Genomic DNA, 24,215 nt, shown 5'->3' with positions numbered 1-24,215 from the left:
AGACATTAAACTGTCAAACCTCACACCGGCGGAATAACCAGCACCTGACCCGGATAAATCTTGTCCGGGCTTTTCAGCATCGGCGTATTCGCCTGAAAAATCACGTCGTTCTTTGCGCCGCTGCCATAGTATTTTTCCGCGATCTTCCACAGATTGTCACCGGCCACGACTGTGTGAAACTGCGTCGGCGCGGCGGCGGGCGTGGTGACGGTAAGTTGATCGTCGACCTTGTCGACGTTCTGCACGTTGCCGGCAGCGACCAGGATCTTGTCTTTGGTCGGCTGATCGGCAGCTTCGCCCGATACTGTGACTGCATGGCTCGTGCCGTCGTACGCGACTTGCAGATTGGTGGCGTCCAGACCCTGGCTGCGGATATAGGTAGCGATGGCGTCGCCAGCGGTTTTATTGAGCGCGGCAAGGTCGGGCGCGGTGGGAGCGGCTGCGGCTTGAGCGGGCGCGGAACCGGCGCTGAACAGTTTTTCGCCGGCTTCCTTGATAAAACTGAGAATACCCATCGATCACACTCCTGACATTGGGGGCGCAAAAACAGATTGCGCACGTGGTTGGGGCACTGATTGCCATGCAAACGGATGACGTGGAAAACGCGTTGCAGTACGCGCGATGCGAGGTGCTGGAAATACGCGAATGATGTGCACATGAGCGCAACACCTGGCGCAAATAACGTCTTGCAAACGCAGGCAACCAGACTCAACGAGTGTAGGAGAAAAGCGCGGGACGATGTGTCAAAAAAAGTGAGCCGCCAGGCGCGGAGTTGCAAGCAAATGCAAACGCGCGTGCACGCCGGCGGCGTGCATGCTTGCATCGTGTTGCGAGAGATTGGCGGATAAAGCAGAACGATGAATCCGACAGCCGGACACCCGACGACGACGTCTGACCGACCAAGGCTTCCCCGGCGTCGCCGGGTGCCGCTGCGGACCCCACTTGCCGCTCTCAGCCCAGAGCGGCACGATTTGCCCGTTCCACCGCGCAAGCTGCACGCGATGAACGGACGCCCCACCTGCGATTGCGATGACGTTCAATAACGTCTGACGGTCAGCGCAATCTGTATGACTGTGTGATGTATTTTTTATGTCTCGTGAAACAGGCTCGCCGCGCGCTGCCTGCTTATCTGAGTGCACGCGCTGTCGAGCGTTTCTCGCATTCAACTACGTTCGGTGAGGCTGCCGCGCGCGGTGCGCGAGTTTCATGCGCGTCATAAATATCGCGCGGCAGCATCTACAACGGCCCTCTCAATCGATTTTTTTTAAGCTGCCTTCGCTTCGCTATCCGGTGCTTGTGCGACTTCGTGGTTCGCCATGATTTCCAGCGCGCGCACCATCGCCGAGTGGTCCCATGCCTTGCCGCCATTCGCCGCGCACACGCTGAACAGTTGCTGCGCACTAGCCGTATGCGGCAGGGCGATGCCCAGCTTGCGCGCGCCATCGAGTGCGAGGTTCAGGTCCTTCTGATGCAGTTCGATACGGAAGCCCGGATTGAACGTACGCTTCGTCATGCGCTCGCCATGCACTTCGAGAATCCGCGACGACGCGAAGCCGCCCATCAATGCCTTGCGCACGCGCTCGGGATCGGCGCCGGAGCGCGAAGCGAACAGCAGCGCTTCTGCCACGGCTTCAATATTCAGCGCAACGATGATCTGGTTCGCGACCTTGCACGTTTGACCCGCGCCGTTGTCGCCGATCAGCGAGATGTTCTTGCCCATCAACTCGAACAGCGGCTTCGCCTGCGCGAAGGCTTTTTCCGGACCGCCGACCATGATCGTCAGCGATGCTTCACGCGCACCGACTTCGCCGCCGGACACCGGTGCATCGAGATAGTCGACGCCGAGCGCGTTGATCTTTTTCGCGAACGCCTGGGTGTCGAGCGGGGAGATCGAGCTCATGTCGATCACCAGCTTGCCCTTTGTGAGACCGGCGGCGACGCCGTCGTCGGCGAACAGGACGTTGGCGACGTCAGGCGTATCCGGCACCATGATGATGACGATATCGGCGGCCTGCGCGACGGCGGTCGAACTGGCGACCACGCTGGTGGTTTTCGCGAGGTCTTCCGGTACCGGGTACGCGCCGTTCACGAACAGCGAGTGACCGCCCTTGATGAGGTTGCGCGCCATATGCGCGCCCATGATGCCGAGGCCGATGAAACCGATCTTTGCCATGTGTCTGAATCTCCAGTGTTGTTTGATGCGTCCCGCGTGCGGATCGACTTCGGGACGTAATGCGTTTGGGTGGATCGCTCAGGCCGCCGCGTGCGCCGCGCCGCGCGTTTGTCCTGCGACGCTCTGGACCCAGCCGAGGCCTGCGGCCGTAGTCGTACGCGGTTTGTATTCGCAACCGACATAGCCGTCGTAACCGAGCGAGTCGAGCAGCGAGAACAGATACGGATAGTTGATTTCGCCCGTGCCCGGTTCGTTGCGGCCGGGGTTGTCGGCGAGTTGAATGTGCGCGATCTGCGGCAGATTCTTTTTGATCGTTGCCGCGAGTTCGCCCTCCATCCGCTGCATGTGATAGATGTCGTATTGCAGGAACAGGTTGTCCGAACCGACCGCGCGAATCACATCGAGACCTTCGCCCGAACGGTTCAGCGCGAAGCCGGGGATGTCGTACGAATTGCACGGTTCGACCAGTAGTTTTATGCCGGCCTTTTTCAATTCGCCCGCTGCAAAACGCAGGTTGTCGACGATGGTCGAGCGTGCCTTGTCAGCATCGACGTCCGCTGTCGGAATGCCGACGAGGCAGTTCAATTGCGGCACTTTCAGTGCGCGTGCATATTCGATCGCACGGCCCACACCTTCCTGGAATTCGCCTACGCGGTCGGGCAGGCACGCGATGCCGCGTTCACCTGCTTCCCAGTTGCCCGCAGGCAGGTTGTGCAGCACGAGCTTCAACCGGTTTTGCTGCAGACGCTCGCTCAGTTCCGCGATCTGGTACGGATACGGAAACAGGAATTCGACGGCGTGAAAGCCCGCGTCCGCTGCAGCTGAAAAGCGCTCGAGAAAAGGGACTTCGTTGAACAGCATGGTGAGATTCGCTGCGAATTTCGGCATGGTGCGTGTGTCTCTCTGGTCGGTCAGTGGAATGATTTTGTGAAGACGACGCGCGGCTTGCAGACGCTACGTTGCGCGTCGCCTTCACATGAGTGATGCAGTTCAGTCGAGCATGCTGATCGCGGTCGGCGCGTCTTCACGCTTCGCGGCCAGTTCCTCGAACTCGTTGATCGCGTCGATCTCGGTGCCCATCGAAATGTTCGTCACGCGTTCGAGAATCACTTCGACGATCACCGGCACGTTGAACTCGGCGAGCATCGACTGCGCTTTTTGCAGAGCGGGCTTCAACTCCTCGGGCTTGAATACGCGGATCGCCTTGCATCCCAAACCTTCAGCGACGGCCACGTGATCCACGCCGTAACCGTTCATCTCCGGCGCGTTGATGTTCTCGAAACCGAGCTGCACGCAGAAGTCCATATCGAACGCGCGCTGTGCCTGACGGATCAAGCCGAGGTACGAGTTGTTCACGACCACATGCACGTACGGCAGCTTGAATTGCGCACCGGCCGCGAGTTCTTCGATCATGAACTGGAAGTCGTAGTCGCCGGAGAGCGCGACGATCGGACGTTGCGGGTCGGCTGCGCGCACGCCGAGCGCAGCCGGAATGGTCCAGCCGAGCGGGCCGGCCTGACCGCAGTTGATCCAGTTGCGCGCCTTGTACACGTGCAGGAACTGCGCACCCGCAATCTGCGACAGACCGATCGTGCTCACGTAGCAGGTATCGCGGCCGAACACCTGGTTCATCTCTTCGTACACGCGCTGCGGCTTCATCGGCACGTTGTCGAAGTGCGTCTTGCGCTGCAGGGTCTGCTTGCGCTGCTGGCAATCGGCGACCCAGGCGCTGCGGTCCTTCAGCTTGCCCGCCGCCTTCCATTCCTTCGCGACTTCGACGAACAGTTCGAGCGCCGCCTTCGCGTCCGACACGATGCCGAGGTCGGGACCGAACACGCGGCCGATCTGGGTCGGTTCGATGTCGACGTGAACGAACTTGCGGCCCTTCGTATAGACCTCGACGCTGCCCGTGTGACGGTTCGCCCAGCGATTGCCGATGCCGAGCACGAAGTCGGATGCGAGCATCGTCGCGTTGCCGTAGCGGTGCGAGGTTTGCAGGCCGACCATGCCGGCCATCAGCGGATGGTCATCGGGAATCGCGCCCCACGACATCAGCGTCGGGATGACCGGCACGCCGACGGTTTCGGCGAACTCCACGAGCAGGTCTTCAGCGGCTGCGTTCAGCACGCCGCCGCCCGACACGATCAGCGGCCTGTCGGCGTCGTTCAGCAGATTCAGCGCAGCCTCGATCTGCTTGCGGGTCGCTTTCGGCTTGTAGACCGGCAGCGGTTCGTACGTGTCGATATCGAACTCGATCTCGGCGAGTTGCACGTCGATCGGCAGGTCGACCAGCACCGGACCCGGACGGCCCGAGCGCATCAGGTGAAAAGCCTGCTGGAACACGCGCGGCACCAGCGCCGGTTCGCGCACGGTCACGGCCCACTTGGTGACGGGTTTGGCGATCGATTCGATGTCGACGGCCTGGAAGTCTTCCTTGTACAGACGCGCGCGGGGTGCCTGTCCTGTGATAGCCAGAATAGGAATCGAGTCGGCCTGAGCGGAGTACAAACCGGTGATCATGTCGGTGCCGGCGGGGCCCGACGTGCCGATGCACACGCCGATATTGCCCGGCTGCGCCCGCGTATAGCCTTCGGCCATGTGCGATGCGCCCTCGACGTGACGCGCCAGCACATGGCTGATGTTGCCGGCCTTGCGCATCGCCGAATAGAACGGGTTGATCGCGGCGCCCGGCACGCCGAACGCGGTATCGATGCCTTCTTTTTCGAGCACCAGAACGGCTGCGTCGACGGCTCTCATCTTGGCCATGAATGTCTCCTGAATGTCTTTGAAATCGGGCGAATCAAGGGGGTTGAGAGCACTTTAGGGCTGACCCAAAGGTTTGATAAGATCAGTTGGGGTCGCTTATTTCGAAACAAAAAGTATGGAATGGCGCGAGGCTGGACTTCCGGCCCGGCCCGAGCCGACCCTAAGCCGACGTGATGCGGCCCGCAGGAGACAACAATGGATCGCTTCAAACAGATCGAAACTTTCGTACGCGTCGCGGACGCGGGCAGCCTCGCGTCCGCCGCGCTGGAAGAGGGCGTGTCGCCGGTGATTCTCGGCCGGCGCATCGACGCGCTGGAAAAGCGCCTCGGCGTGAAACTCATGTATCGCTCGACCCGGCGGCTGGTGGTGAGCGAAGAGGGCGCCGCGTTTCTGGAGCGCTGTCGGGGTTTGCTGACCGACTGGGATCAGGCGGAAAACGAACTGAGCGCCGGGCGGCGCGCGGTGAACGGTCACCTGATCGTGTCGGCGCCCGCTGCGTTCGGGCGCAAGCACGTTGCGCCGCTCGCCCCCGCTTTCCTCGTCGACAAGCCCGAATTGCAACTGTCGTTCAACCTGACCGACCGGGTGGTCGACCTGGTGCGCGAAGGGTACGACCTGTCGATCAGGATCGGCGGCGCAGTCGATCCGAACTTTGTCGCGGTGAAACTGGCGACCAACCGGCGCGTGGTGTGCGGCACGCCCGATTATTTCCGTCGGCACGGCAAGCCGAAAACGCTCGAAGATCTGCCACAGCACAACTGTCTCGCGTTCAATCTGCAGGGTGGCCAAAACCGTGGCTGGTATTTCCGCCGCAATGGCAAGCTGGCGACCGTGCGGGTGGGCGGCTCGCTCGATTGCAACGACGGCGAGCTGCTGCATCGGTGGGTATCGGAGGGATTGGGGCTGGGCTGGCGTTCCACGTGGGAAATCCAGCAGCAACTGGCGCGCGGCGAGCTGGAAACCGTGCTCGACGAATTTGCGTTGCCCGACTACGACATCCTCGCCGTGTATCCGCAGCAGCGCTATGTGCCGGCGAGGGTGCGGTATTTCATCGATTATCTGAAAGAGGTGTATGCGAGCGACGGGTATTGGAATCGGCCGGGGTATTGATGAGCGGTGTTGGGAACGGGCGGAGGGGGGAATTGGCCGGCTGCCGCCACTCTTTTTCGCCAATCCTCCACGCCAGCGGGAATAAACTCGGCAGACGACCGGTTATGCAATGAAAGGCAGTCACGACGAGCCGCACCGCATAGCCGCAATGCCCTGGAGGGCCGAGGTGGTCCAGACCGAAACAGACGCCCGCGAGCGAGGCGATACCGAAGCAGCGAGGAGCCGCCGTTTCCAGCAGCTCGCGCTGCCGCATCTCGACGCCGCGTACAACCTCGCGCGCTGGTTATGCGGCAACGCGAACGATGCCGACGACGTTGTCCAGGAAGCGTTCATGCGCGCTTTCCGCTTCTTCGACACGTTTCGCGGCGACACTGCGCGGCCGTGGCTGCTGGCGATCGTGCGTCGTACCTGGTACACGGAGTGGCGTCGGCGCGGGCCGTCGCACGACATGCTCGAATTCGACGACACGATGGACGATGCGACGTTCGACGGATGGAGCGCGGGCGGCGACGATCCTCAGACGCTGCTGATCCGCGACGAAGATACGAAGCTCATACACGAAGCGCTCGCGCAGTTGCCGGTGGAGTACAGGGAGGTGCTGATCCTGCGCGAACTGGAAGAGATGGGGTATCGGGAGATCGCCGTGGTGGCGGATTTGCCGATCGGCACGGTGATGTCGAGGCTTGCGCGAGGGCGCCGGAAGCTGGCGGCAGTGCTGATGGAGAAACAGGGCTCGAAGCCTCCGCGCACGGGGGCTTCGGGCTGCAACACGCGGATGCCGGCAGACGGAACGTCGACCCAGCCAGGGCGCCAGCAGGGTTCCGGCTCGCAGGAGGCGGCGAAGCGTTCGGCTGCTCGTGCGGAACACACAACGCCTTCGCCGGATTCGTCCGCCAGTGCTCGTACAGATGCCGGTAACCGGCCGACGCCGGATGGTAATGAAGGGTATCCCCCGGAAGCGCATCCCCCGGAAACGCCCGCCGCCGGCAAGTTTGGCACGGCAACAGTTACACCGCTCCGGGCGTCCGCAAACGGCCGGCCACTCAACCCACCCGGCGCAGGCGCGCCGGGCTCCGCTCAGGAGACGCCAGATGGACTGTAAAGAAGCCCGGCCGCTCCTCGATGCGAACGCCGATCATGAGTTGCCCGCACCGGAAGCCCGGCGCATCCAGCAACATATCGAGAGTTGCGACGCGTGCCGTCGCGAGAGCGACAACTTGCGGACATTGAGTGGTGCGCTGCGGACGACGCCTTATCATCGCGCGCCGCAGTCGCTGAGGGCGCGGATCATCGCCGGTTTGCCGGCGATTGAAGAAGGGCTGGCTGCGACAGCGGCGGATATCCGTTCTGACACTGACGCTTATGCAACCGGAGAATCCGCGACGAATAACGGGCGGAGCGGCGTCAATCAACCGGGCGGCGCGCAAGGTACACCCGGCGACGCAGCACCGAAGTCGCGCCCGCGTCAGCGGCGCCGGTCCTTCCTGGCTGGATTACTCGATGGCTTGCGCGGTCAGTCAGGCGGCTTTGGCGGGCCGGTCGCCACGGGTGGCGCAAACCGGCTGTTTGCTTCGGGGTGGCTCGCCGCGCTGGTTATCGCGCTGGGCGCTGGGGCGGCGGGTGTGGCGTTGACCCTGCACCGTTCCGCAGATATTTCCCCATTCGCCGACGAACTGGTTGAGAGCCACGTGAGGGCGCAGGTGTCGGGCCGCGACATCGACGTGATTTCGACCGACCGGCACACGGTCAAGCCCTGGTTCAACGGCCGGCTGGACTATTCGCCGCCGGTCGAGGATCTTGCCGCCAGCGGTTTCCCGTTGCAGGGTGGACGGCTCGACTACCTCGCGCATCAGCGGGTGGGGGTGCTGGTGTACCGGTACGGCAAGCACGTAATCGACGTGTACGTCTTTCCGCAGGCGGCATCGGGCGGCGCAGGCCGGAACGTGGGGAGCGCCGCGCCGTCGATAGTGGGGCGGGAGGGCTACTCGATCGCCCACTGGAATGCTGAAGGCATGACCTGGTGGGCGATTTCGGACGCCGCGCCCGATGCGCTGACAGGGCTGGAGGCCGCGCTGAAGGCGCGTCTGCAAAGCGGCAGCGAGCGTACCGAAGGCGGCTCCTAGCTTCAAAGTCTTGCTTATGCGGCAAGGCTCTGAGCGGGCTGAGGCCGCGTTGCCTTGATGATCTGCAGGCAAATAGCGGCCGGCAGCATTCATGTTTCTACAGCGTCCTCGGCGGCCGTAAAGCGACGCCCAGACTGCGCGAGCGACCCCGGGGAGTGGTCGCGGAAATTGACCAGAGCTTGCCGTTCCGATATGTCTGCGCCCAAAACGTCTCGCGGCGATCGGGCCAGCCTGTCCCTAAACCTTTGAAAACACTCCCGATTCACGCGTTGAATCGACGGGATATCTTGCAACCCGGCCCTATTCGGGTTACACTCTTTGGCTTCTCACTTGCCACACCGGTTCCGACGCCCGGGTGGCTTTTATCCATAAGTCAGCACAAGGAGTGAATATGCGTCATTACGAAATCGTATTTATCGTGCACCCGGATCAAAGCGAGCAAGTGCCCGCAATGATCGAGCGTTACAAGTCCACGATCACCTCGCACGGTGGCCAGATCCACCGTATCGAAGACTGGGGCCGTCGCCAACTGGCCTACATGATCGAGAAACTCGCCAAGGCTCACTACGTCTGCATGAACATCGAATGCGACCAAACCACGCTCGACGAGCTGGAACACGCATTCAAGTTCAACGACGCTGTTCTGCGTCACCTCATCGTCAAGCTGAAGAAGGCCGAAACGGCCCCGTCGCCGATGATGAAGGAAGTGCAGCGCGAAGAAGCCAAGAAGTCGGCTGCTACGCAACCGTCCGAAGCGCAGGCTTAAGACACACTATTTAAGCTACCAGAACAGGCGTTGTTCTCGCCCAAGGCTACATGAACCGGTTGCAACTTACGGCCAGCGTCGTCGAACGCGAACCGGTGCGGTACACCCCCGCCGGCGTTCCGATTGCAGGTTGCACGTTGCACCACCGCACGGAAGTCGTCGAAGCCGGCATTGCCCGGCAAGTCGAACTGACCATGCAGGCGGTAGCGGCAGGCGAGGCGAGCGGTAGGCTGGAAAGCTGTCCGATGGGCGTGGAAACGCTCTTCACAGGCTTCCTGGCAAAAAAGCACCGCAACGCACGAACTCTGGTATTTCACATCACAGAATTGCAGGACATTGGAAAGGACTGAACATGCCCCGCCCGACTGGTAAGAAATTCGACAAGCGTCGTCAGCAACAAAATCCGCTCTTCAAGCGCAAGAAGTTCTGCCGTTTCACGGCCGCTGGCGTCGATCACATCGACTACAAGGACCTCGAAACGCTGAAGGACTTCATCGGCGAAAACGGCAAGATCACGCCGGCGCGTCTCACGGGTACGAAGTCGCACTATCAACGCCAGCTGGATACGGCAATCAAGCGCGCACGTTTCCTCGCGCTGGTGCCGTACACCGACCAGCACAAGGCCTAACCCGACGACGCGATAAGGAGCATCTGAATGCAAATCATTCTTCTGGAAAAAGTCGTCAATCTGGGCAACCTGGGCGATATCGTTAAGGTCAAGGACGGTTACGCACGTAACTTCCTGATCCCGAACAAGCAAGCTCGCCGTGCAACGAAGGACGCTTTGGCTGAATTCGAAGTCCGCCGTGCAGAACTCGAAAAGATCGCAGCTGAAAAGCTGGCAGCCGCTACGGCCCAAGGCGAAAAGCTGGCAGGCTCGACGGTTCAGATCGGTCAGAAAGCTGGCGTCGACGGCCGTCTGTTCGGCTCGGTGACCAACGCTGACATCGCTGAAGCGATCACGAAGCAAGGCTTCGCAGTGGAAAAGGCGCAAGTGCGTCTGCCGGAAGGCCCGCTGAAGATCGTCGGCGATCACGCTGTTCAAGTGTCGCTGCACACCGACGTCGTCGTCGAAGTGACGGTGGCTGTGATCGGCGAACACGTCTAAGCATCACGTAGTATTTGCCAGGATTTAGCTGGCGAAAGGCAGGGGCCGGGTAACCGGCCCCTGCTTTTTTTATGCCTGTTTTTTTAGTTTTTGCGCTCGCCGCCGCCGCCCGATTACCCGATAATTCTTCCCCATGAACGCACCGTCCAAAGATCCCCAACTCGAGTCGCTGAAAGTCCCGCCGCATTCGATCGAGGCCGAGCAATCGGTGCTGGGCGGCTTGCTGCTCGACAACGCGGCCTGGGACCGCATCGCCGACTTCCTGTCGCAGAGCGATTTTTACCGCTACGACCACCGCATCATCTTCGAACACATCGGCAAGCTGATCGCGGCCACGCGTCCGGCCGACGTGATTACCGTGTACGAGGCGCTCGGCACCTCGGGCAAGGCGGAAGAGGTCGGCGGTCTCGCGTATCTGAATGCGCTTGCGCAGAACACGCCGAGCGCAGCCAATATTCGTCGTTATGCGGAAATCGTGCGCGATCGCGCGGTGCTGCGTCGTCTGGTTTCAGTGGCCGACGAAATTTCGGCTGACGCGTTCAATCCGCAAGGCAAGGAAGTCAGGCAGTTGCTGGACGAAGCGGAATCGAAAGTGTTCTCGATCGCGGAAGACGGCGCGCGCGGCACTCAAGGCTTCCTGGAAATCGGGCCATTGCTGACTCAGGTCGTCGAGCGGATCGACACGCTGTACCACACCGCCAATCCGAGTGACGTGACGGGCACGCCAACCGGTTTTGTCGACCTGGACCGCATGACCTCGGGCATGCACGGCGGCGAATTGATCATCGTCGCGGGACGTCCGTCGATGGGTAAAACGGCGTTTTCGATGAATATCGGCGAATACGTGGCGGTCGAGTACGGGTTGCCGGTGGCCGTGTTCTCGATGGAAATGCCGGGTTCGCAACTCACCATGCGTATGCTTGGCTCCGTTGGCCGACTCGATCAGCACCGTATGCGTACCGGCCGCCTGACCGACGAAGACTGGCCGAAGCTCACGCACGCAGTGCAGAAAATGAGCGAGGCGCAGATTTTCATCGACGAAACCGGCGGTTTGAACCCGATGGAACTGCGTTCGCGGGCACGACGCCTATCGCGCCAGTGCGGCAAGCTCGGACTGATCATCATCGATTATTTGCAGCTGATGAGCGGTTCGTCATCGGGCGAAAACCGTGCGACTGAAATTTCCGAAATTTCTCGCTCGCTAAAGAGTTTGGCGAAAGAACTCGACGTGCCGGTGATCGCGCTGTCGCAGCTTAACCGTGGCCTCGAACAACGCCCCAACAAGCGGCCGATCATGTCGGATCTGCGTGAATCGGGTGCTATCGAGCAGGATGCCGACGTGATCCTGTTCATTTACCGTGACGAAGTCTACAACCCGGACAGCCCGGATAAAGGCACGGCGGAGATCATCATCGGCAAGCAGCGGAATGGTCCGATCGGACCTGTTCGGCTCACGTTCCATGGGCAATTCACGAAGTTCGACAATTTTGCCGGCGCGCAGAATTTCTACAGCGACTAAGTGGATAAGTGAAGCGATAACTGGGGCGCCGTTGTAACGGCGCTTTCGAAAGTGCGATATCTATCTCGCAACGGTACAATGTGGCGGTTTTATGTCAGCCATAATGTGACCAATTTTCGGGATCCCAATGTTCGGTCGTTTCATGCCCACCGAGGGCAAGTTTTTTGAAATTTTCAATGCACACGCCACGTGCATCGTCTCGGCGAGCCGCGAACTCGAGCTGCTGATCGACAATCTGCAAGACGCGGAAACCCACAAGCAAAACGTGCAAAAGGCCGAGAAGGCCGCTGACAAGCTCACGCACGAAACCATCGACCTGCTGCACAAGACGTTCATCACGCCGCTCGACCGTGATGAAATCCACAAGCTGATCACGACGATGGACGACATCCTCGACCTGATGGAAGACGTCGCCACCGCCATTTCGCTGTACGACGTGCAGGCCGTGACGTCGGAAGCGAGCCAGCTCGCGCACATTTGCACGGCGACCTCCGAGCGCGTGCAGTTCGCTGTGAGCCTGCTGTCGGACATGAAGCAGGCCGGCCAGATCCTGAAGGCCTGCGAGGAAATCGACCGTCTGGAGTCAGAAGCCGACCGCGTGCTGCGTTCGGCCATGTCGAAGCTGTTCCGCGAAGAAGACAACGTCAAGACCCTGATCAAGCTGAAGGCAATTTACGAATTGCTCGAAACGATCACGGACAAGTGTGAGGATGTAGCGAACATCATCGAAGGCATCGTGCTGGAAAACGCATAATGCAATCGATACAACTCGCTATCTGGGTCGTCGCCGGCCTGGTCGCCGTCGCGCTGATTTTCGACTTCATGAACGGCTTTCACGACGCGGCGAACTCCATCGCCACCGTCGTTTCCACGGGCGTTCTGAAGCCGCAGCAGGCGGTGGCCTTTGCGGCGGCGTTCAACGTCATCGCGTATTTCGTGTTTCACCTGAAGGTCGCGGCGACGGTCGGCAAGGGCACGATCGACCCTGACATCGTTGACCATTACGTGATTTTTGGCGCGCTGGTCGGCGCGATCGGCTGGAACATCATCACCTGGCACTACGGTATTCCGTCCAGCTCGTCGCACGCGCTGATCGGCGGCCTGGTCGGCGCGGCGCTCGCCAAGTCGGGCTGGGGCTCGCTGAACATGGACGGCCTGCTGAAAACGGTCGCCTTCATCTTTATTTCGCCGCTGCTCGGCTTCGTGCTCGGTTCGTTCTTCATGCTCGCGGTGTCGTGGATCTACTTCCGTACGCCGCCCAGCAAGGTCGACCGGCGGTTCCGGCGGTTGCAGCTGGTTTCGGCGGGGCTGTATAGCCTTGGGCACGGCGGTAATGACGCGCAGAAAACCATCGGCATTATCTGGATGCTGCTGATCGCGACCGGCTATGCGTCGTCGTTCGCCGATGCGCCGCCGCTGTGGGTGATCGGCGGCTGCTATCTGTCAATGGGATTGGGTACCTTGTTCGGCGGCTGGCGCATCGTCCGAACGATGGGGCAGAAGATTACCAAGCTGAAACCGGTTGGCGGTTTTTGCGCGGAGTCGGGCGGGGCGATTACGTTGTTCACCGCTTCGGCGCTCGGCATTCCGGTGTCCACCACGCACACGATTACCGGCGCGATCGTCGGTGTCGGCGCAACGCAAAAGCTGAGTGCGGTGCGTTGGGGAGTGGCCGGCAATATCGTCTGGGCGTGGATTTTGACGATTCCTGCGTCGGCCGTGCTGTCGGCGGCGGGCTGGTGGTTTGGCCATCGCTTTTTGTGAGCGCGACGGTCGCGTGCTTTGGCACAGGGCGGCACGGTAAATCGGCAATTTCACGCTGAATACACGTGCCGCTGACCAGAAGGGTTTATTGCCGTAGCAGTTTCAGTTTCGAATAAGCCCGCGCGCGGAAGATTCTTAAATCAACGGGTCGTCGCGCAGGCGCCTTCCGCAGGACTTTGGGCTTTCTTCCTATAGCGTCATGGCGCCTGACATCAGTCCCCAGATAACTACCAGCAATTGCGCCGTTTAGATCAACGGCGCACTGCCTCCATCCATCGGGACAATCGCTCCCGTCACATAACTCGCGCGGCGGCTCGCCAGAAATAGCGCGACGTCAGCGATTTCCTCCGGCTTTGCATAGCGTCCGAGCGGCACTTTCGCCTGTCCGCGCGCCAATGCGTCCGCGCTCTCGATTCCTTGCTGCGCCGCTTCCAGCTTGACCGCCTCCTCGACGCGCTCCGTCAACGTCGAGCCGGGATTGATGGCGTTGATGCGAATGCCATAGCGCGCGTAATAGTGGGCGAGGCCAACGGTGGCGAGCATCAGCGCGGCATTGGCGGCGCCCCCGGCGATGTGGATGTCGCTGGCGACCTTGCCACCCATTCCGATGATATTGACGATCGTGCCGGGCGCGGCCCCGTTGCCGGCTTTCGCCCGGTCAGCCATGCGCCGCAACACTTCCTGCTGCGGATAGATGTAGGGGAAATATTTCGCTTCCATCGTTGCCCGGAATGCGTCGGCGTCGAGCGTTTCCGGATCGTAGCGGCGGGCCGCACCTGCGCTGTTGATCAAAACATCGATCGGACCGACGGCGGTGCTGACCTCTTCGACGATATCGGCGGCGCTGTGCGGTTCATGCAGATCGGCGCGCGTCCGGTGCACATGCAGACCTTCCTGTTTCAGCTGCTCGTAAGCGCGCGCGAGATTGGCGGGGTCGCGCGAAACGATCGCGACTTTCGCGCCTTCGAGTGCAAACGCCCGTGCACAGGCGAGCCCGATTCCTTTGCTGCCACCGGTGATCAGTACCACCTTGTCTTTCAGCCCGAGATCCATTGTCACCACCCGCTGTCGGAAGAATATCGATGACGATAGCAGATCGTCGGCGTCGCCGGGATGAGCGACCTTTGACGCGGCACGGGAAGCGGAGTGGTTAGGCGGTGTTCTGGAACCGCGCGCAGGAAGCGCTGCCGGAGAATAGGGCCGATGACGAATGTTTTGTCACGGCTGAGGGCGTTTACGTGTCAGGCAGAAGGCTTGCCGTGGTCTGCGGAGGGCAGCACGCGGTTATCGTTAGCGAAATTCTGATGACGCTGTGCAGCGTTACGGCCGCTTTGCGCGACACGACCTGGAAGTGATCGCAGAGCAACGTTCGACTGCTAAAACGTTCAGTTTCCTTCGACCTTTCCGGCTTTTACCCGCAGCGGAAAATCAAAAGTTGCCGTTGGCAAAGCGCGCAATCGGATCGTCGTTGGTTTGTGTCGGCGCGGGCATGCTGCGTGAGCCCGTCGACGCGCGCATGATCTGCACACTGCCGTTTTCTTCAACTTGCTGAGCCTGCTGTGCCTGCCGGACGGCCACCGAAGCGGGGGGCGGCGGTTCAAAGGCATCGGCGGCGGCATCGATTGCGTCCGGTTCGCGACCCGCCGAAGCTTGTGGGACGGAACGTGCGGTTATCGCTGGTTGTGTAGAAGAAGCGCCGTTAGCGGCGTCATACGCGCGAGCTTGAGCTGTCGAAGCCGTTGCGGGAGATACCGCACCTGCGGCGCGCGCCTGCATTTGCGCGGCGCTCAAGCCCGGCGGCGGGGGCTCGAACTGATCCGCCGGAGCCGCCCGAGCTGTAGTCGCCGTCTGATCGGGAGCCGCAACTAAAGGCGCATGAGCCTCAGTGACGCGAGCTTGTTGGATCTGTCGATTCTGTGACGACTGTGGCTCCGCAACATAAACCGGTGATTGCGCCGCAGCCCTTGTCACCGGTGGTGCGACATTACCTGCCGTCCCCGCCGCGGCGCCCGCTCCTGCAACCTGTGCATCACGCTCCGACTGCGGCGCGGCGGCCTGATAACTCGGCGTATCAAACGGCGCTGGCGTCGCAGCCGGCCCAGCCACGCGCCTGATCCCATCGAAACGCTTGGCCCAGTACGGATTGGTCAGGTAGTCGAGCCGCACGGTGCCACCGGTCGACGGCGCGTTGACGAAGCGCAGCTTGCCGACATAAATCCCGACGTGCGAATGCGCGCGCCCGGTCGTGTTGAAGAAAATCAGATCCCCAGGCGCGACCTGGTCGGGTTCGATGGATTCACCGCGTCCGCTCATATCGGCGGTCGTTCGCGGCAGATTCACCGACGCCGCGCGCAATACGACATAGCGAACCAGGCCGCTGCAATCGAAGCCGCTGTCGGGCGTATTGCCGCCCCAACGGTACGGAACGCCGACGAGACTCATCGCCTGAATCGAGATTTCTTCGCGGCCGATGCTGTGATCGACGAAATTCGGGAAGCCCGGCGGCGGCGCGTGATAAGCGCCGTTTGCCACGATCACGGAACTGCCGGACCCGCGCGACGTTTTCTGCGGCGCGCCGGCACACGCGGCGAGCAACAGGACGGTCAGCAGGGAAAACGCGAGTCGGCGCATGAAAACAGGGGAGCGTTAAGCGCTCGTTTACTGACGGACGATTTCGGGATGGTAGCCCGCAGAACGCGGGTGCGGCAAGAATTCTTGATAAATTACTTGAAGTTTGTGCGCTAAGTGTTGCCCGAATGACGTTTTCAGTTCCATGAAGGCGATAAAAAAGCCGCGTCTGGAGCAACTCCAGACGCGGCTTTGTAAAAGTCTAACTAGTTGAAACTTAAAGGATTTCCGATGCGTAGTCCGCCAGGCGCGAACGCTCGCCGCGCGCCAGCGTCACGTGCCCGCTGTGCGCCCAACCCTTGAAGCGGTCGACCACATACGTCAGCCCCGAACTGCCTTCGGTCAGGTATGGCGTATCGATCTGCGCGATATTGCCCAGACAGATGATCTTCGTGCCCGGACCCGCGCGCGTGACCAGCGTTTTCATCTGTTTCGGCGTCAGGTTCTGCGCTTCGTCGATGATCAGGTATTTGTCGACGAACGTGCGGCCACGCATGAAGTTCATGCTCTTGACCTTCAGACGCGAGCGGATCAACTCCTGAGTCGCAGCGCGGCCCCATTCACCGGCGGCGTCGTCGGTTTTCTGCAGGACTTCGAGGTTGTCGTCGAATGCACCCATCCACGGCTGCATTTTTTCCTCTTCGGTACCCGGCAGGAAGCCGATGTCTTCGCCGACCGGCACGGTGGCCCGCGTGACGATGATCTCGTTGTAGCGCTTGTCGTCGAGCACCTGCGCGAGGCCGGCCGCGAGCGCGACCAGCGTCTTGCCCGTACCTGCCTGACCCAGCAGCGTGACGAAGTCGATCTCCGGGTTCATCAGCAGATTCAGCGCGAAGTTCTGCTCGCGATTGCGCGCCGTGATGCCCCACACGTTGTTCTTGTGGTGGCCGTAGTCGCGCAGCGTCTGCAACAACGCCGTCTTGCCGTTCAACTCGCGCACCAGCGCATGAAATGCCGGCTCGCCGTTTTGCGGCTCGAGATAGACGAACTCGTTGACCAGCATCGACGGACACAGCGGACCGGTCACACGGTAATACGTAGTGCCGGTTTTGGTGTCCTGCCAGCTCTCCATGCCCTTCGCGTGCTTGGTCCAGAAGTCCTGCGGCAGCGCGCGGATGCCGGAGTACAGCAGATCGCTGTCTTCGAGCACCTGGTCATTGAAGTAGTCTTCGGCGGGCAGGCCGAGCGCATGCGCCTTGATGCGCATGTTGATGTCTTTCGACACCAGCACGACCTGGCGGTCCGCCCGGTCACGCTGCAATGCGCGTACGACGCCGAGAATCTGGTTGTCGGCCTTGCCTTCCGGCAGACCTTCGACCGGTTCGATTGCGGTCAGCTTGGTCTGGAAGTACAGACGCCCGGACGCCTCGCGGCTGCCCAGACGCGCCAGCGAAATGCCGTCTGACATGTTGCCGGCGTTCGCGACCAGCGCGTCGAGCGTGCGGCTCACCTGGCGAGCGTTACGCGCGACTTCCGACATGCCTTTCTTGTGGTTGTCGAGTTCTTCCAACGTCATCATCGGCAGATAGACGTCGTGTTCCTCGAAACGGAACAGGCAGCTCGGATCGTGCATCAGCACGTTCGTGTCGAGCACGAACAGCTTCTGCATTTCGACCGGTTCAGTGGCTGCGCCGCGTTTCTTGCTGGTGCCGCGTGTAGCCGGCGCGGCAGCCGCGGGCGTGCTCGCCGCAGGCTGTTTCGCGCTTGGCGTGCGGGCGACGACCGGTTGCGGCTCAGCTACCGGCGCAGCGGGTTCGGCTTGCGGACGTGCAGCCGGAACCGGTTGCAACAACGCAGCGGTCTGCTTCGATTTGCGGCCGGACGCGGTGCTGCGCGCCGGGGCGGTTTGCCCAGCGGATTCGGCCGTAGCGGAAGATGCCGACGACGCCGGCACAGTGCGCAGCGTGGTCGCTGCATTGGCGGCGTGCGCCATCGGCGTGGCGACGTTCGCGCGGCCGTAGTCGGCCGATTCAGTGGACTCCCCAACGCCAGCCTGTTTCTTCGCGGCGGAGCGCGCCGGGGTGGCGGCTTTGGCCTTGTATTCGTCAGGCGGCAGGAGATTGCCGAGCTTGCTGGGGGGGGTAGGCAAAGGCATGGTTTCCCTCGAATTTATCGGGTCACATATCGTGCGCCGCCTGTCGCATTCTGCCGGTGCCAGTGGATGCGCACGCAGTTTGCGCCCGGAGGCGCGCATTCGGTCTAGAGATGCCGGTTCGCCTGGTCTTCGATCGGCTCCTTAACGGAAGCACGCGACCGTGTGAACGAACGGCGGCGCGCAATTAAAAAAGCCGCCGCCCCAGCGTGTGGAGCAAGCGGCTCGCCTACAGTGCTCGCGTTGCACCTCACGACTCCGACGGTACCGGCATTAGCAACAAAACCGGTAAAACGACCGTCGAGTCTGGCGCAGCTGCGGGAAATTTGGGATGGACAGGCACTCATTGGAACCCAATATATCGCGCCTCAAAGCGCTTGTACAGCCTCCAGAATATCGTCGACGTGGCCTGGTACTTTTACGCCACGCCACTCCTGGCGCAGTACTCCTTCGGCGTCGATGAGGAACGTGGAGCGCTCAATTCCCCGTACTTCTTTGCCATACATTTTCTTCATTTTGATGACGCTGAAGAGCGCGCACAAATTTTCTTCCGGGTCGGAAATCAGCGGGAAGGGCAATTCGAGCTTCGCCTTGAAATTGTCATGCGAACGCAGGCTGTCGCGCGACACGCCGAGAATTTCCGCGCCGGCCTTCTTGAACTTCGGATACAGGTCGCGGAATTGCAGACCTTCGGTCGTGCAGCCCGGCGTGTTGTCCTTCGGGTAGAAATACAGCACCACCTTCTTGCCCCGCAGTTTGGACAGCGTGATCTCGCCGCCGGTAGCGGGGGCGGTGAAGTCGGGGATGGGTTGGTCGACTGCGATGGACACGAGGTTCTCCGGTTGTTATGGCCGGCGCCGCCCGGTGTTGCTGCGGTGGCGTCGGCCTGGCATCGAGGCTTGGGGGAGGTCGGCCTGGCGCGGCATACTCTCGCGCGAGACCGGGTCGTCAGGGTGTGCGGCGGGTTGGCCCGTCAGGGCTGGACAATCAGTTCGCCGGAGCGCCCTGGAATTTCGCCCCACGTAACAGGGTACGATGGCAGCGAGCTGCGGTCTAGCGTGGCGTAGTAATCGCCCATGGTCGCGAACGTGTGACCTTGCGCGCGCCAGCCTTCAAGCAGCTGTTCGAAAATGGGCGCGAGCTTTTGCCCTTCGAGTTCCGCGTGCAGCGTGAACACCTGGTCGTGCGGGTTGTTCTCGGTACGCTTCAACATCCAGTCGGCGACGTTGTGCAGATCGACACCGTCCACGCCGAGCACTTCGTCGAGCGTGGGCAGCGTGGTCGGCATTTGCACATGCGCGAGCGTCTTGCCGTCTACAACCGGAAGATACGGCGAATGGCCCCGGCCGTCGGACGCATAGTGCATGCCCCACGCGTCGATCTGCTCGAACGCATAGCCGTTCATCTGCCAGCCGGCCGCCCCGTGCGTCACCGGCGGGCCGCCGAAAATGTCGGCGAAACGGTCGTGGCTTTTCTGCATTTGCGCAGCCGTCCACGCACGATCTTTCGAGCGCACGTTGTCCTGCCAGTACACGTGATCCCACGTATGAATGCCGCATTCGAAGCCGGCTTCATGAATCGCGCGCATTTCCGCCGATGTCTTCGCGCCGATGTCCGGCCCCGGCAGCAGCACGCCGTACATCAACTGCTTGATGCCGTAGTGTTCGACCACCGAAGTACGCGACACCTTTTTCAGAAACCCCGGCCGTAAAACGCGGCGCATCGCCCAACCGGTGTGGTCGGGCCCAAGGCTGAAGAGGAAAGTGGCGCGCGCCTTGAAACGGTCGAAGATGCGCGCGAGATTCGGCACGCCTTCGCGGGTGCCGCGCAGCGTGTCGACGTCGATCTTCAGGACGATACGGGCCAAGGATCAGCCCTTATTGCTGTTCGACGAGCGCGCGCGCTTCGCCGACATGGCCGCGATACGCTTCGAAAATCTTGCGCAGCGCTTCGTCGAAGGTCGACTTCGGCGCCCAGCCGAGTTCCTGCATCGTGTTGTCGATCTTCGGCACGCGGTTCTGCACGTCCTGGTAGCCCGAGCCGTAGTACGCGCCCGACGACGTTTCGACCAGCTGAACCTGCTTGGCCATGTCCGCGTATTCGGGGAATTCGGCGGCCAGCGTCAGCATCTTGTGCGCGAGTTCACGCACCGAGAAATTGTTGGTCGGGTTGCCGATGTTGTAGATCTTGCCCGTCGCGACGCCGTCCTTGTTCTCGATGATCTTCATCAGCGCGCCGATGCCGTCGTCGATATCCGTGAACGCACGCTTTTGCGCGCCGCCGTCGACGAGGCTGATGTTTTCGCCGCGCACGATGTGGCCGAGGAACTGCGTGACCACACGCGAGCTGCCTTCCTTCGGCGTGTAGATCGAATCGAGGCCCGGGCCGATCCAGTTGAACGGACGGAACAGCGTGAAGTTCAGGCCTTCCATGCCGTAGCCCCAGATCACGCGGTCCATCAACTGCTTCGAGCACGCGTAGATCCAGCGCGGCTTGTTGATCGGGCCGTACGACAGTTGCGATTCTTCCGGATCGAACTGCTCGTCGGTGCACATGCCGTAGACCTCGGAGGTCGACGGAAACACGAGGTGCTTGCCGTACTTGACGGCCGAGCGGACGATCGGCAGGTTCGCCTCGAAGTCGAGTTCGAACACGCGCAACGGCTGCTTGACGTACGTGGCGGGCGTCGCGATCGCGACGAGCGGCAGGATCACGTCGCACTTCTTGACGTGATATTCGACCCACTCCTTATTGATCGTGATGTCGCCTTCGAAGAAGTGCATCCGCTCATGATTGATGAGGTCGCCCAGACGTTCAGTCTGCATGTCCATCCCGAAGACTTCCCAATCGGTCGTTTCGAGAATGCGTTTGGACAGGTGATGGCCGATGAAGCCGTTCACACCCAGAATCAGGACTTTTTTCATGAGTAACGGGGACTTTGGAGGGGAGTTCGAATGAGCTGGGCGAATTCGGCCGGGGTGACGACAGTTTCGCTGCCGTCGCGCTGGTGCCGCAATTCGTGGATGGCAATCGTGCGACCGTCGCCGCAAATCGCGAAAACGGCATTATCGCTTACGTGCAGGCCGGGCGGCAAATCTGAACGAAGCGCGCCAGGCGCGGCCAGGCGTGCACGTGCGACGATAAATCGCTGATCGCCGATGTCGGTGAAAGCGCCGGGATAGGGTGGAGCGACCGCGCGGATCAGGTTGTACACCTGCTGCGCGGGTTGGCTCCAGTCGATCCGGCCGTCTTCGGGCTTGCGGCCGCCGTAGTAGCTGCCGTGCGTGAGATCGTTCGGCAGATGCGGCGCTTCGCCCGCGAGCAAGGCGGGCAGCACGCGCCACAGCGTCTGTTCGGCGGCGACCGTTACCTTGTCGAACACTTGCGCGGCGGTGTCGTCGGGCAGAATCGGCACCGGCGTCTGCGCGATGATCGCGCCCGCGTCGGGCTTCGCGGCCATTTCGTGCAGCGTCGCGCCGGTTTCGGTTTCGCCGTAAATCACTGCCCAGTTGGTCGGCACGCGGCCGCGGTATTTCGGCAGCAGCGAGCCGTGCATGTTGTAAGCGCCCCGTGCAGCGAGAGCCAGCAGGTCGACCGGCAACATGTGGCGGTAGTAGAACGAGAAGATGAAGTCCGGGCGCGCGGCGCTGATGGCGGCGCGCAATTCCGGGCTCTTCGGATCGGCGGGCGTGACGACCGGAATACCGTGTTCAGCCGCGACCGACGCGACGCTGCCGAACCAGATGTTCTCGCTGGGGTTGTCTTCATGCGTGACGACCAGCGCCACGTCGACGCCGCGCGCGAGCAGCACCTGCAGGCAGCGCACGCCGACGTTGTGATAAGCGAATACGACTGCGCGCGGCTTCATGGATTCGGGCCCTGATCGACGAGCGGAGCGGCCTGCACAGCCTGCACCACGGCTTGACGCGGCGTTTCGGTCACGGTCGTGCCGTCGCGCTGTTCAAGAATGGTCTGTACCAGATAACGCGGACGCGCGCGCACCTGCTGATAGATCCGGCCGATATATTCGCCGAGCAGCCCGAGCGCGAAGATGATCACGCCGAGCAGGAAGAACATCACGGCGAACAGCGTGAATACACCTTGCACTTCCGCGCCGATGATGAAGCGTCGAATCAGCAGAAGCACGAACAGTGCGGCGGACCCGAGCGACAGGATCACGCCGATGAACGACAGCCATTGCAGCGGCACCACCGAAAAACCGGTGACGAGGTCGAAATTCAGCCGGATCAGCGAATACAGCGAGTACTTCGATTCGCCGGCAAAACGCTCTTCGTGAGCGACTTCGATCTCGACCGGATTCTGCGCGAACGTGTACGCGAGCGCCGGAATGAACGTGTTGATTTCGCCGCAACGATTGATCGTGTCGATGATGTGCCGGCTGTACGCGCGCAGCATGCAGCCCTGGTCGGTCATCTTGATGCGCGTGATGCGCTCGCGCAGCCGGTTCATCGCGCGCGAGGCCTTGCGGCGCCACAGGCTGTCCTGGCGCTGCAGGCGGATCGTGCCCACGTAGTCGTAGCCTTCGCGCATTTTCGACACGAGCTTGCCGATCTCTTCCGGCGGATTCTGCAGGTCGGCGTCGAGCGTGATGACGATCTCGCCGCGCGACTGCTCGAAGCCCGCCAGAATCGCCATGTGCTGGCCGTAGTTGCCGTTCAGCAGGATCACGCGAGACGTGTCGGGCCGCGCGCGGAACTGCTCGGCGAGCAGAGCGGCGGATTTGTCGCGGCTGCCGTCGTTGATGAAGATCACTTCATAACCGGTGCCGAGCGCGTCGAGCGCCGGATAAAGGCGCGCGAACAGCGCGGCCAGCCCGGCTTCCTCGTTGTACACCGGAATGATGATCGACACTTCCGGTGCGACGGCGCGATGTTCCGAATAAGTCATTTCCGCTTTACTTTCCGTATTGTTCGCAAATTTCATTGACCGCGCGGCAGACCCGCTCCACGTCGCCTTCGTTCATCAGCGTGAACAGCGGCAGCGTGACGGTGGTTTCGCCGAAGCGCTCCGCGTGCGGGAACATGCCTTCCTTGAAACCACGCTCGCGGTACAGCGTGAACAGGTGCAGCGCCGGGTAATGCACGCCCGAGCCGATGCCGCGCTCTTTCAGTTGACCCATGAAACCGGCGCGGTCGATCGACAGTTTCTCGAGCGGCAGCGTGATCTGGAACATGTGCCAGTTGCTGTTGTCGAGGTCGGCGAACGGCAGGCCGACGCCTAGTTCCGCCGCCGGGCCTTTGCCCAGGCCGGCGAAATAGAGGCGCACCAGCTTCTTGCGCTGCTCGATGAACCGCGCCATGTGCGGCAGTTGACCGAGCCCGACGCGCGCGGCGACGTCCGTCAGATTGTATTTGCCGCCGAGCACGTCGCAGTCCATGCCGTCGAAGCCCGTGCGGGTAATGCCTTGCAGCCGGTACTTCTGGGCCAGCAACGCTTCTTCCTCGTTGTTCAGCACCAGCGCGCCGCCTTCGATCGAAGTCAGATTCTTGTTCGCGTGGAAGCTGAACGACACGATGTCGCCGAGCTTGCCGATGCGCTCGCCGTTCCACGTCGAGCCGAACGCCTGCGCGGCGTCTTCGATCACGCGCAGCTTGTGCTCGCGGGCGATCGCGTACAGGCGGTCCATATCGACCGGCAGGCCCGACAGATAAACCGGCAGCAGCGCCTTGGTGCGCGGCGTGATGGCCTTTTCCAGCAGATTCAGGTCGATGTTGCGGGTGACCGGGTCGATGTCGACGAACACCGGCGTCGCGCCGACCTGCAGGATTACGTTGCAGGTGGACACCCAGGTGGCCGGGGTGGTGATGACTTCGTCACCGGGACCGACGCCCGCGATGCGCAGGCCGATTTCCATCGTCGCCGTGCCGGAATTGAACGTGCGCACCGGACGTCCGCCGCAGAACTCGGACAGCGCCGCTTCGAACTTCTGGTTCTGCGGACCGGTGGTGATCCAGCCGGAGCGCAGCACGTCGGCGACGCCCTGGATCGTTTCTTCATCGATCTCGGGTTTGACGAACGGCAAAAACGGCAAAACTGGAACTGTTGACTGGCTCATGAATGCTTCGCTCGATTGAGAGGGGCGCTACCCGAAGGGCGCGAAGTAAACCACAAACTACGCGCAAACCCAAGGCCGCGGCAAAAAAGG

General features: G+C 61.6%; 23 protein-coding genes. 10 read left to right on the top strand and 13 right to left on the bottom strand.

The features are described 5' to 3' along the window. Positions 1-20 precede the first annotated feature (20 nt). The 4 genes from lysM to gcl all read right to left on the bottom strand — a co-directional run bounded on the left by lysM (position 21) and on the right by gcl (position 4,939). Positions 21-515 carry a peptidoglycan-binding protein LysM gene (gene lysM / locus ABH945_RS07485; protein WP_429250164.1) on the bottom strand — a complete coding sequence of 165 codons (495 nt, stop codon included), beginning with the start codon at positions 513-515 and terminating at the stop codon, positions 21-23. A 749-nt stretch (positions 516-1,264) separates the two neighbouring features. Continuing rightward, a complete protein-coding gene (locus ABH945_RS07480; protein ID WP_429250163.1) occupies positions 1,265-2,173 on the bottom strand; it encodes a 2-hydroxy-3-oxopropionate reductase in 909 nt (302 codons plus the stop codon). Positions 2,174-2,251: 78 nt separating this feature from the next. Continuing rightward, positions 2,252-3,061 carry a hydroxypyruvate isomerase gene (gene hyi / locus ABH945_RS07475; protein ID WP_429250162.1) on the bottom strand — a complete coding sequence of 270 codons (810 nt, stop codon included), beginning with the start codon at positions 3,059-3,061 and terminating at the stop codon, positions 2,252-2,254. A 102-nt stretch (positions 3,062-3,163) separates the two neighbouring features. Further along, positions 3,164-4,939, bottom strand: a complete 1,776-nt coding sequence (gene gcl / locus ABH945_RS07470; RefSeq protein ID WP_429250161.1) for a glyoxylate carboligase — start codon at positions 4,937-4,939, stop codon at positions 3,164-3,166. Positions 4,940-5,134: 195 nt separating this feature from the next. On the opposite strand from gcl, the gene ABH945_RS07465 reads away from it, so the two are divergent. The 10 genes from ABH945_RS07465 (at position 5,135) to ABH945_RS07420 (ending at position 13,329) form a co-directional block, all read left to right on the top strand. Continuing rightward, positions 5,135-6,049 (top strand): LysR family transcriptional regulator, encoded by a 915-nt coding sequence (locus ABH945_RS07465; RefSeq protein ID WP_429250160.1) that lies wholly within the window; start codon positions 5,135-5,137, stop codon positions 6,047-6,049. 166 nt (positions 6,050-6,215) lie between these two features. Beyond that, positions 6,216-7,151, top strand: a complete 936-nt coding sequence (locus ABH945_RS07460; RefSeq protein WP_429250159.1) for an RNA polymerase sigma factor — start codon at positions 6,216-6,218, stop codon at positions 7,149-7,151. Then, positions 7,141-8,172 carry an anti-sigma factor family protein gene (locus ABH945_RS07455; protein ID WP_429250158.1) on the top strand — a complete coding sequence of 344 codons (1,032 nt, stop codon included), beginning with the start codon at positions 7,141-7,143 and terminating at the stop codon, positions 8,170-8,172. The genes ABH945_RS07460 and ABH945_RS07455 overlap by 11 nt, the downstream gene beginning before the upstream one ends. Positions 8,173-8,563: 391 nt before the next feature. After that, the gene (rpsF, locus tag ABH945_RS07450; RefSeq protein ID WP_074763847.1) at positions 8,564-8,938 is read left to right on the top strand and encodes a 30S ribosomal protein S6; all 375 of its coding nucleotides are present in this window, start codon (positions 8,564-8,566) and stop codon (positions 8,936-8,938) included. 50 nt (positions 8,939-8,988) lie between these two features. After that, positions 8,989-9,288: a primosomal replication protein N gene (gene priB, locus ABH945_RS07445; RefSeq protein ID WP_074763848.1), complete on the top strand. Its 300-nt coding sequence runs from the start codon at positions 8,989-8,991 to the stop codon at positions 9,286-9,288. A 2-nt stretch (positions 9,289-9,290) separates the two neighbouring features. Beyond that, positions 9,291-9,566 carry a 30S ribosomal protein S18 gene (gene rpsR, locus ABH945_RS07440; protein WP_007182109.1) on the top strand — a complete coding sequence of 92 codons (276 nt, stop codon included), beginning with the start codon at positions 9,291-9,293 and terminating at the stop codon, positions 9,564-9,566. Positions 9,567-9,593: 27 nt separating this feature from the next. Then, positions 9,594-10,046 carry a 50S ribosomal protein L9 gene (gene rplI / locus ABH945_RS07435; RefSeq protein WP_074763849.1) on the top strand — a complete coding sequence of 151 codons (453 nt, stop codon included), beginning with the start codon at positions 9,594-9,596 and terminating at the stop codon, positions 10,044-10,046. Between the two features lie 133 nt (positions 10,047-10,179). Then, a complete protein-coding gene (locus ABH945_RS07430) occupies positions 10,180-11,565 on the top strand; it encodes a replicative DNA helicase (RefSeq protein ID WP_074763850.1) in 1,386 nt (461 codons plus the stop codon). A 127-nt stretch (positions 11,566-11,692) separates the two neighbouring features. Further along, positions 11,693-12,319: a DUF47 domain-containing protein gene (locus tag ABH945_RS07425; protein ID WP_074763851.1), complete on the top strand. Its 627-nt coding sequence runs from the start codon at positions 11,693-11,695 to the stop codon at positions 12,317-12,319. After that, the gene (locus ABH945_RS07420; RefSeq protein WP_074763852.1) at positions 12,319-13,329 is read left to right on the top strand and encodes an inorganic phosphate transporter; all 1,011 of its coding nucleotides are present in this window, start codon (positions 12,319-12,321) and stop codon (positions 13,327-13,329) included. Before ABH945_RS07425 ends, ABH945_RS07420 begins: the two co-directional genes overlap by 1 nt. A 246-nt stretch (positions 13,330-13,575) precedes the next feature. On the opposite strand, the gene ABH945_RS07415 is transcribed toward ABH945_RS07420, so the two are convergent. The 9 genes from ABH945_RS07415 to ABH945_RS07375 form a co-directional block, all read right to left on the bottom strand. Continuing rightward, the gene (locus ABH945_RS07415; RefSeq protein WP_429250377.1) at positions 13,576-14,382 is read right to left on the bottom strand and encodes an SDR family oxidoreductase; all 807 of its coding nucleotides are present in this window, start codon (positions 14,380-14,382) and stop codon (positions 13,576-13,578) included. Positions 14,383-14,757: 375 nt separating this feature from the next. Further along, a complete protein-coding gene (locus tag ABH945_RS07410; RefSeq protein ID WP_429250157.1) occupies positions 14,758-15,960 on the bottom strand; it encodes an NlpC/P60 family protein in 1,203 nt (400 codons plus the stop codon). 214 nt (positions 15,961-16,174) lie between these two features. Further along, complete coding sequence (locus ABH945_RS07405; RefSeq protein ID WP_429250156.1) at positions 16,175-18,052, bottom strand: PhoH family protein; 1,878 nt, start codon at positions 18,050-18,052, stop codon at positions 16,175-16,177. 365 nt (positions 18,053-18,417) lie between these two features. After that, positions 18,418-18,879 (bottom strand): peroxiredoxin, encoded by a 462-nt coding sequence (locus ABH945_RS07400; protein WP_074763857.1) that lies wholly within the window; start codon positions 18,877-18,879, stop codon positions 18,418-18,420. 143 nt (positions 18,880-19,022) lie between these two features. Next, positions 19,023-19,916, bottom strand: coding sequence for a polysaccharide deacetylase family protein (locus ABH945_RS07395; RefSeq protein ID WP_074763858.1), 894 nt, complete (start codon positions 19,914-19,916; stop codon positions 19,023-19,025). A 10-nt stretch (positions 19,917-19,926) separates the two neighbouring features. Beyond that, positions 19,927-20,973: a bifunctional UDP-4-keto-pentose/UDP-xylose synthase gene (locus tag ABH945_RS07390; RefSeq protein WP_074763859.1), complete on the bottom strand. Its 1,047-nt coding sequence runs from the start codon at positions 20,971-20,973 to the stop codon at positions 19,927-19,929. Further along, positions 20,970-21,917, bottom strand: a complete 948-nt coding sequence (locus tag ABH945_RS07385) for a formyltransferase (protein WP_429250155.1) — start codon at positions 21,915-21,917, stop codon at positions 20,970-20,972. Before ABH945_RS07385 ends, ABH945_RS07390 begins: the two co-directional genes overlap by 4 nt. Next, on the bottom strand, positions 21,914-22,957 hold the full coding sequence (locus ABH945_RS07380; protein ID WP_074763861.1) for a glycosyltransferase: 1,044 nt from the start codon (positions 22,955-22,957) through the stop codon (positions 21,914-21,916). Before ABH945_RS07380 ends, ABH945_RS07385 begins: the two co-directional genes overlap by 4 nt. Positions 22,958-22,964: 7 nt before the next feature. Then, positions 22,965-24,125: a DegT/DnrJ/EryC1/StrS family aminotransferase gene (locus ABH945_RS07375; RefSeq protein ID WP_429250154.1), complete on the bottom strand. Its 1,161-nt coding sequence runs from the start codon at positions 24,123-24,125 to the stop codon at positions 22,965-22,967. Between the last annotated feature and the right edge of the window lie 90 nt (positions 24,126-24,215).

It is taken from the genome of Paraburkholderia sp. GAS333 (assembly GCF_050435665.1).
Taxonomy (GTDB): Bacteria; Pseudomonadota; Gammaproteobacteria; order Burkholderiales; family Burkholderiaceae; genus Paraburkholderia; species Paraburkholderia fungorum_A.
This window is presented reverse-complemented; position numbering and strand designations above follow the sequence as displayed.

Excerpts from the sequence above, each read along its gene's own strand:
- gcl (WP_429250161.1), bottom strand. The coding sequence starts at position 4,939 with ATGGCCAAGATGAGAGCCGTCGACGCAGCCGTTCTGGTGCTCGAAAAA.
- ABH945_RS07455 (WP_429250158.1), top strand. The coding sequence starts at position 7,141 with ATGGACTGTAAAGAAGCCCGGCCGCTCCTCGATGCGAACGCCGATCAT.
- priB (WP_074763848.1), top strand. The coding sequence starts at position 8,989 with ATGAACCGGTTGCAACTTACGGCCAGCGTCGTCGAACGCGAACCGGTG.
- rpsF (WP_074763847.1), top strand. The coding sequence starts at position 8,564 with ATGCGTCATTACGAAATCGTATTTATCGTGCACCCGGATCAAAGCGAG.
- ABH945_RS07405 (WP_429250156.1), bottom strand. The coding sequence starts at position 18,052 with ATGCCTTTGCCTACCCCCCCCAGCAAGCTCGGCAATCTCCTGCCGCCT.
- rpsR (WP_007182109.1), top strand. The coding sequence starts at position 9,291 with ATGCCCCGCCCGACTGGTAAGAAATTCGACAAGCGTCGTCAGCAACAA.
- ABH945_RS07380 (WP_074763861.1), bottom strand. The coding sequence starts at position 22,957 with ATGACTTATTCGGAACATCGCGCCGTCGCACCGGAAGTGTCGATCATC.
- ABH945_RS07415 (WP_429250377.1), bottom strand. The coding sequence starts at position 14,382 with ATGGATCTCGGGCTGAAAGACAAGGTGGTACTGATCACCGGTGGCAGC.
- ABH945_RS07465 (WP_429250160.1), top strand. The coding sequence starts at position 5,135 with ATGGATCGCTTCAAACAGATCGAAACTTTCGTACGCGTCGCGGACGCG.
- ABH945_RS07425 (WP_074763851.1), top strand. The coding sequence starts at position 11,693 with ATGTTCGGTCGTTTCATGCCCACCGAGGGCAAGTTTTTTGAAATTTTC.
- lysM (WP_429250164.1), bottom strand. The coding sequence starts at position 515 with ATGGGTATTCTCAGTTTTATCAAGGAAGCCGGCGAAAAACTGTTCAGC.
- rplI (WP_074763849.1), top strand. The coding sequence starts at position 9,594 with ATGCAAATCATTCTTCTGGAAAAAGTCGTCAATCTGGGCAACCTGGGC.
- ABH945_RS07375 (WP_429250154.1), bottom strand. The coding sequence starts at position 24,125 with ATGAGCCAGTCAACAGTTCCAGTTTTGCCGTTTTTGCCGTTCGTCAAA.
- ABH945_RS07430 (WP_074763850.1), top strand. The coding sequence starts at position 10,180 with ATGAACGCACCGTCCAAAGATCCCCAACTCGAGTCGCTGAAAGTCCCG.
- ABH945_RS07385 (WP_429250155.1), bottom strand. The coding sequence starts at position 21,917 with ATGAAGCCGCGCGCAGTCGTATTCGCTTATCACAACGTCGGCGTGCGC.
- ABH945_RS07390 (WP_074763859.1), bottom strand. The coding sequence starts at position 20,973 with ATGAAAAAAGTCCTGATTCTGGGTGTGAACGGCTTCATCGGCCATCAC.
- ABH945_RS07410 (WP_429250157.1), bottom strand. The coding sequence starts at position 15,960 with ATGCGCCGACTCGCGTTTTCCCTGCTGACCGTCCTGTTGCTCGCCGCG.
- ABH945_RS07420 (WP_074763852.1), top strand. The coding sequence starts at position 12,319 with ATGCAATCGATACAACTCGCTATCTGGGTCGTCGCCGGCCTGGTCGCC.
- ABH945_RS07480 (WP_429250163.1), bottom strand. The coding sequence starts at position 2,173 with ATGGCAAAGATCGGTTTCATCGGCCTCGGCATCATGGGCGCGCATATG.
- hyi (WP_429250162.1), bottom strand. The coding sequence starts at position 3,061 with ATGCCGAAATTCGCAGCGAATCTCACCATGCTGTTCAACGAAGTCCCT.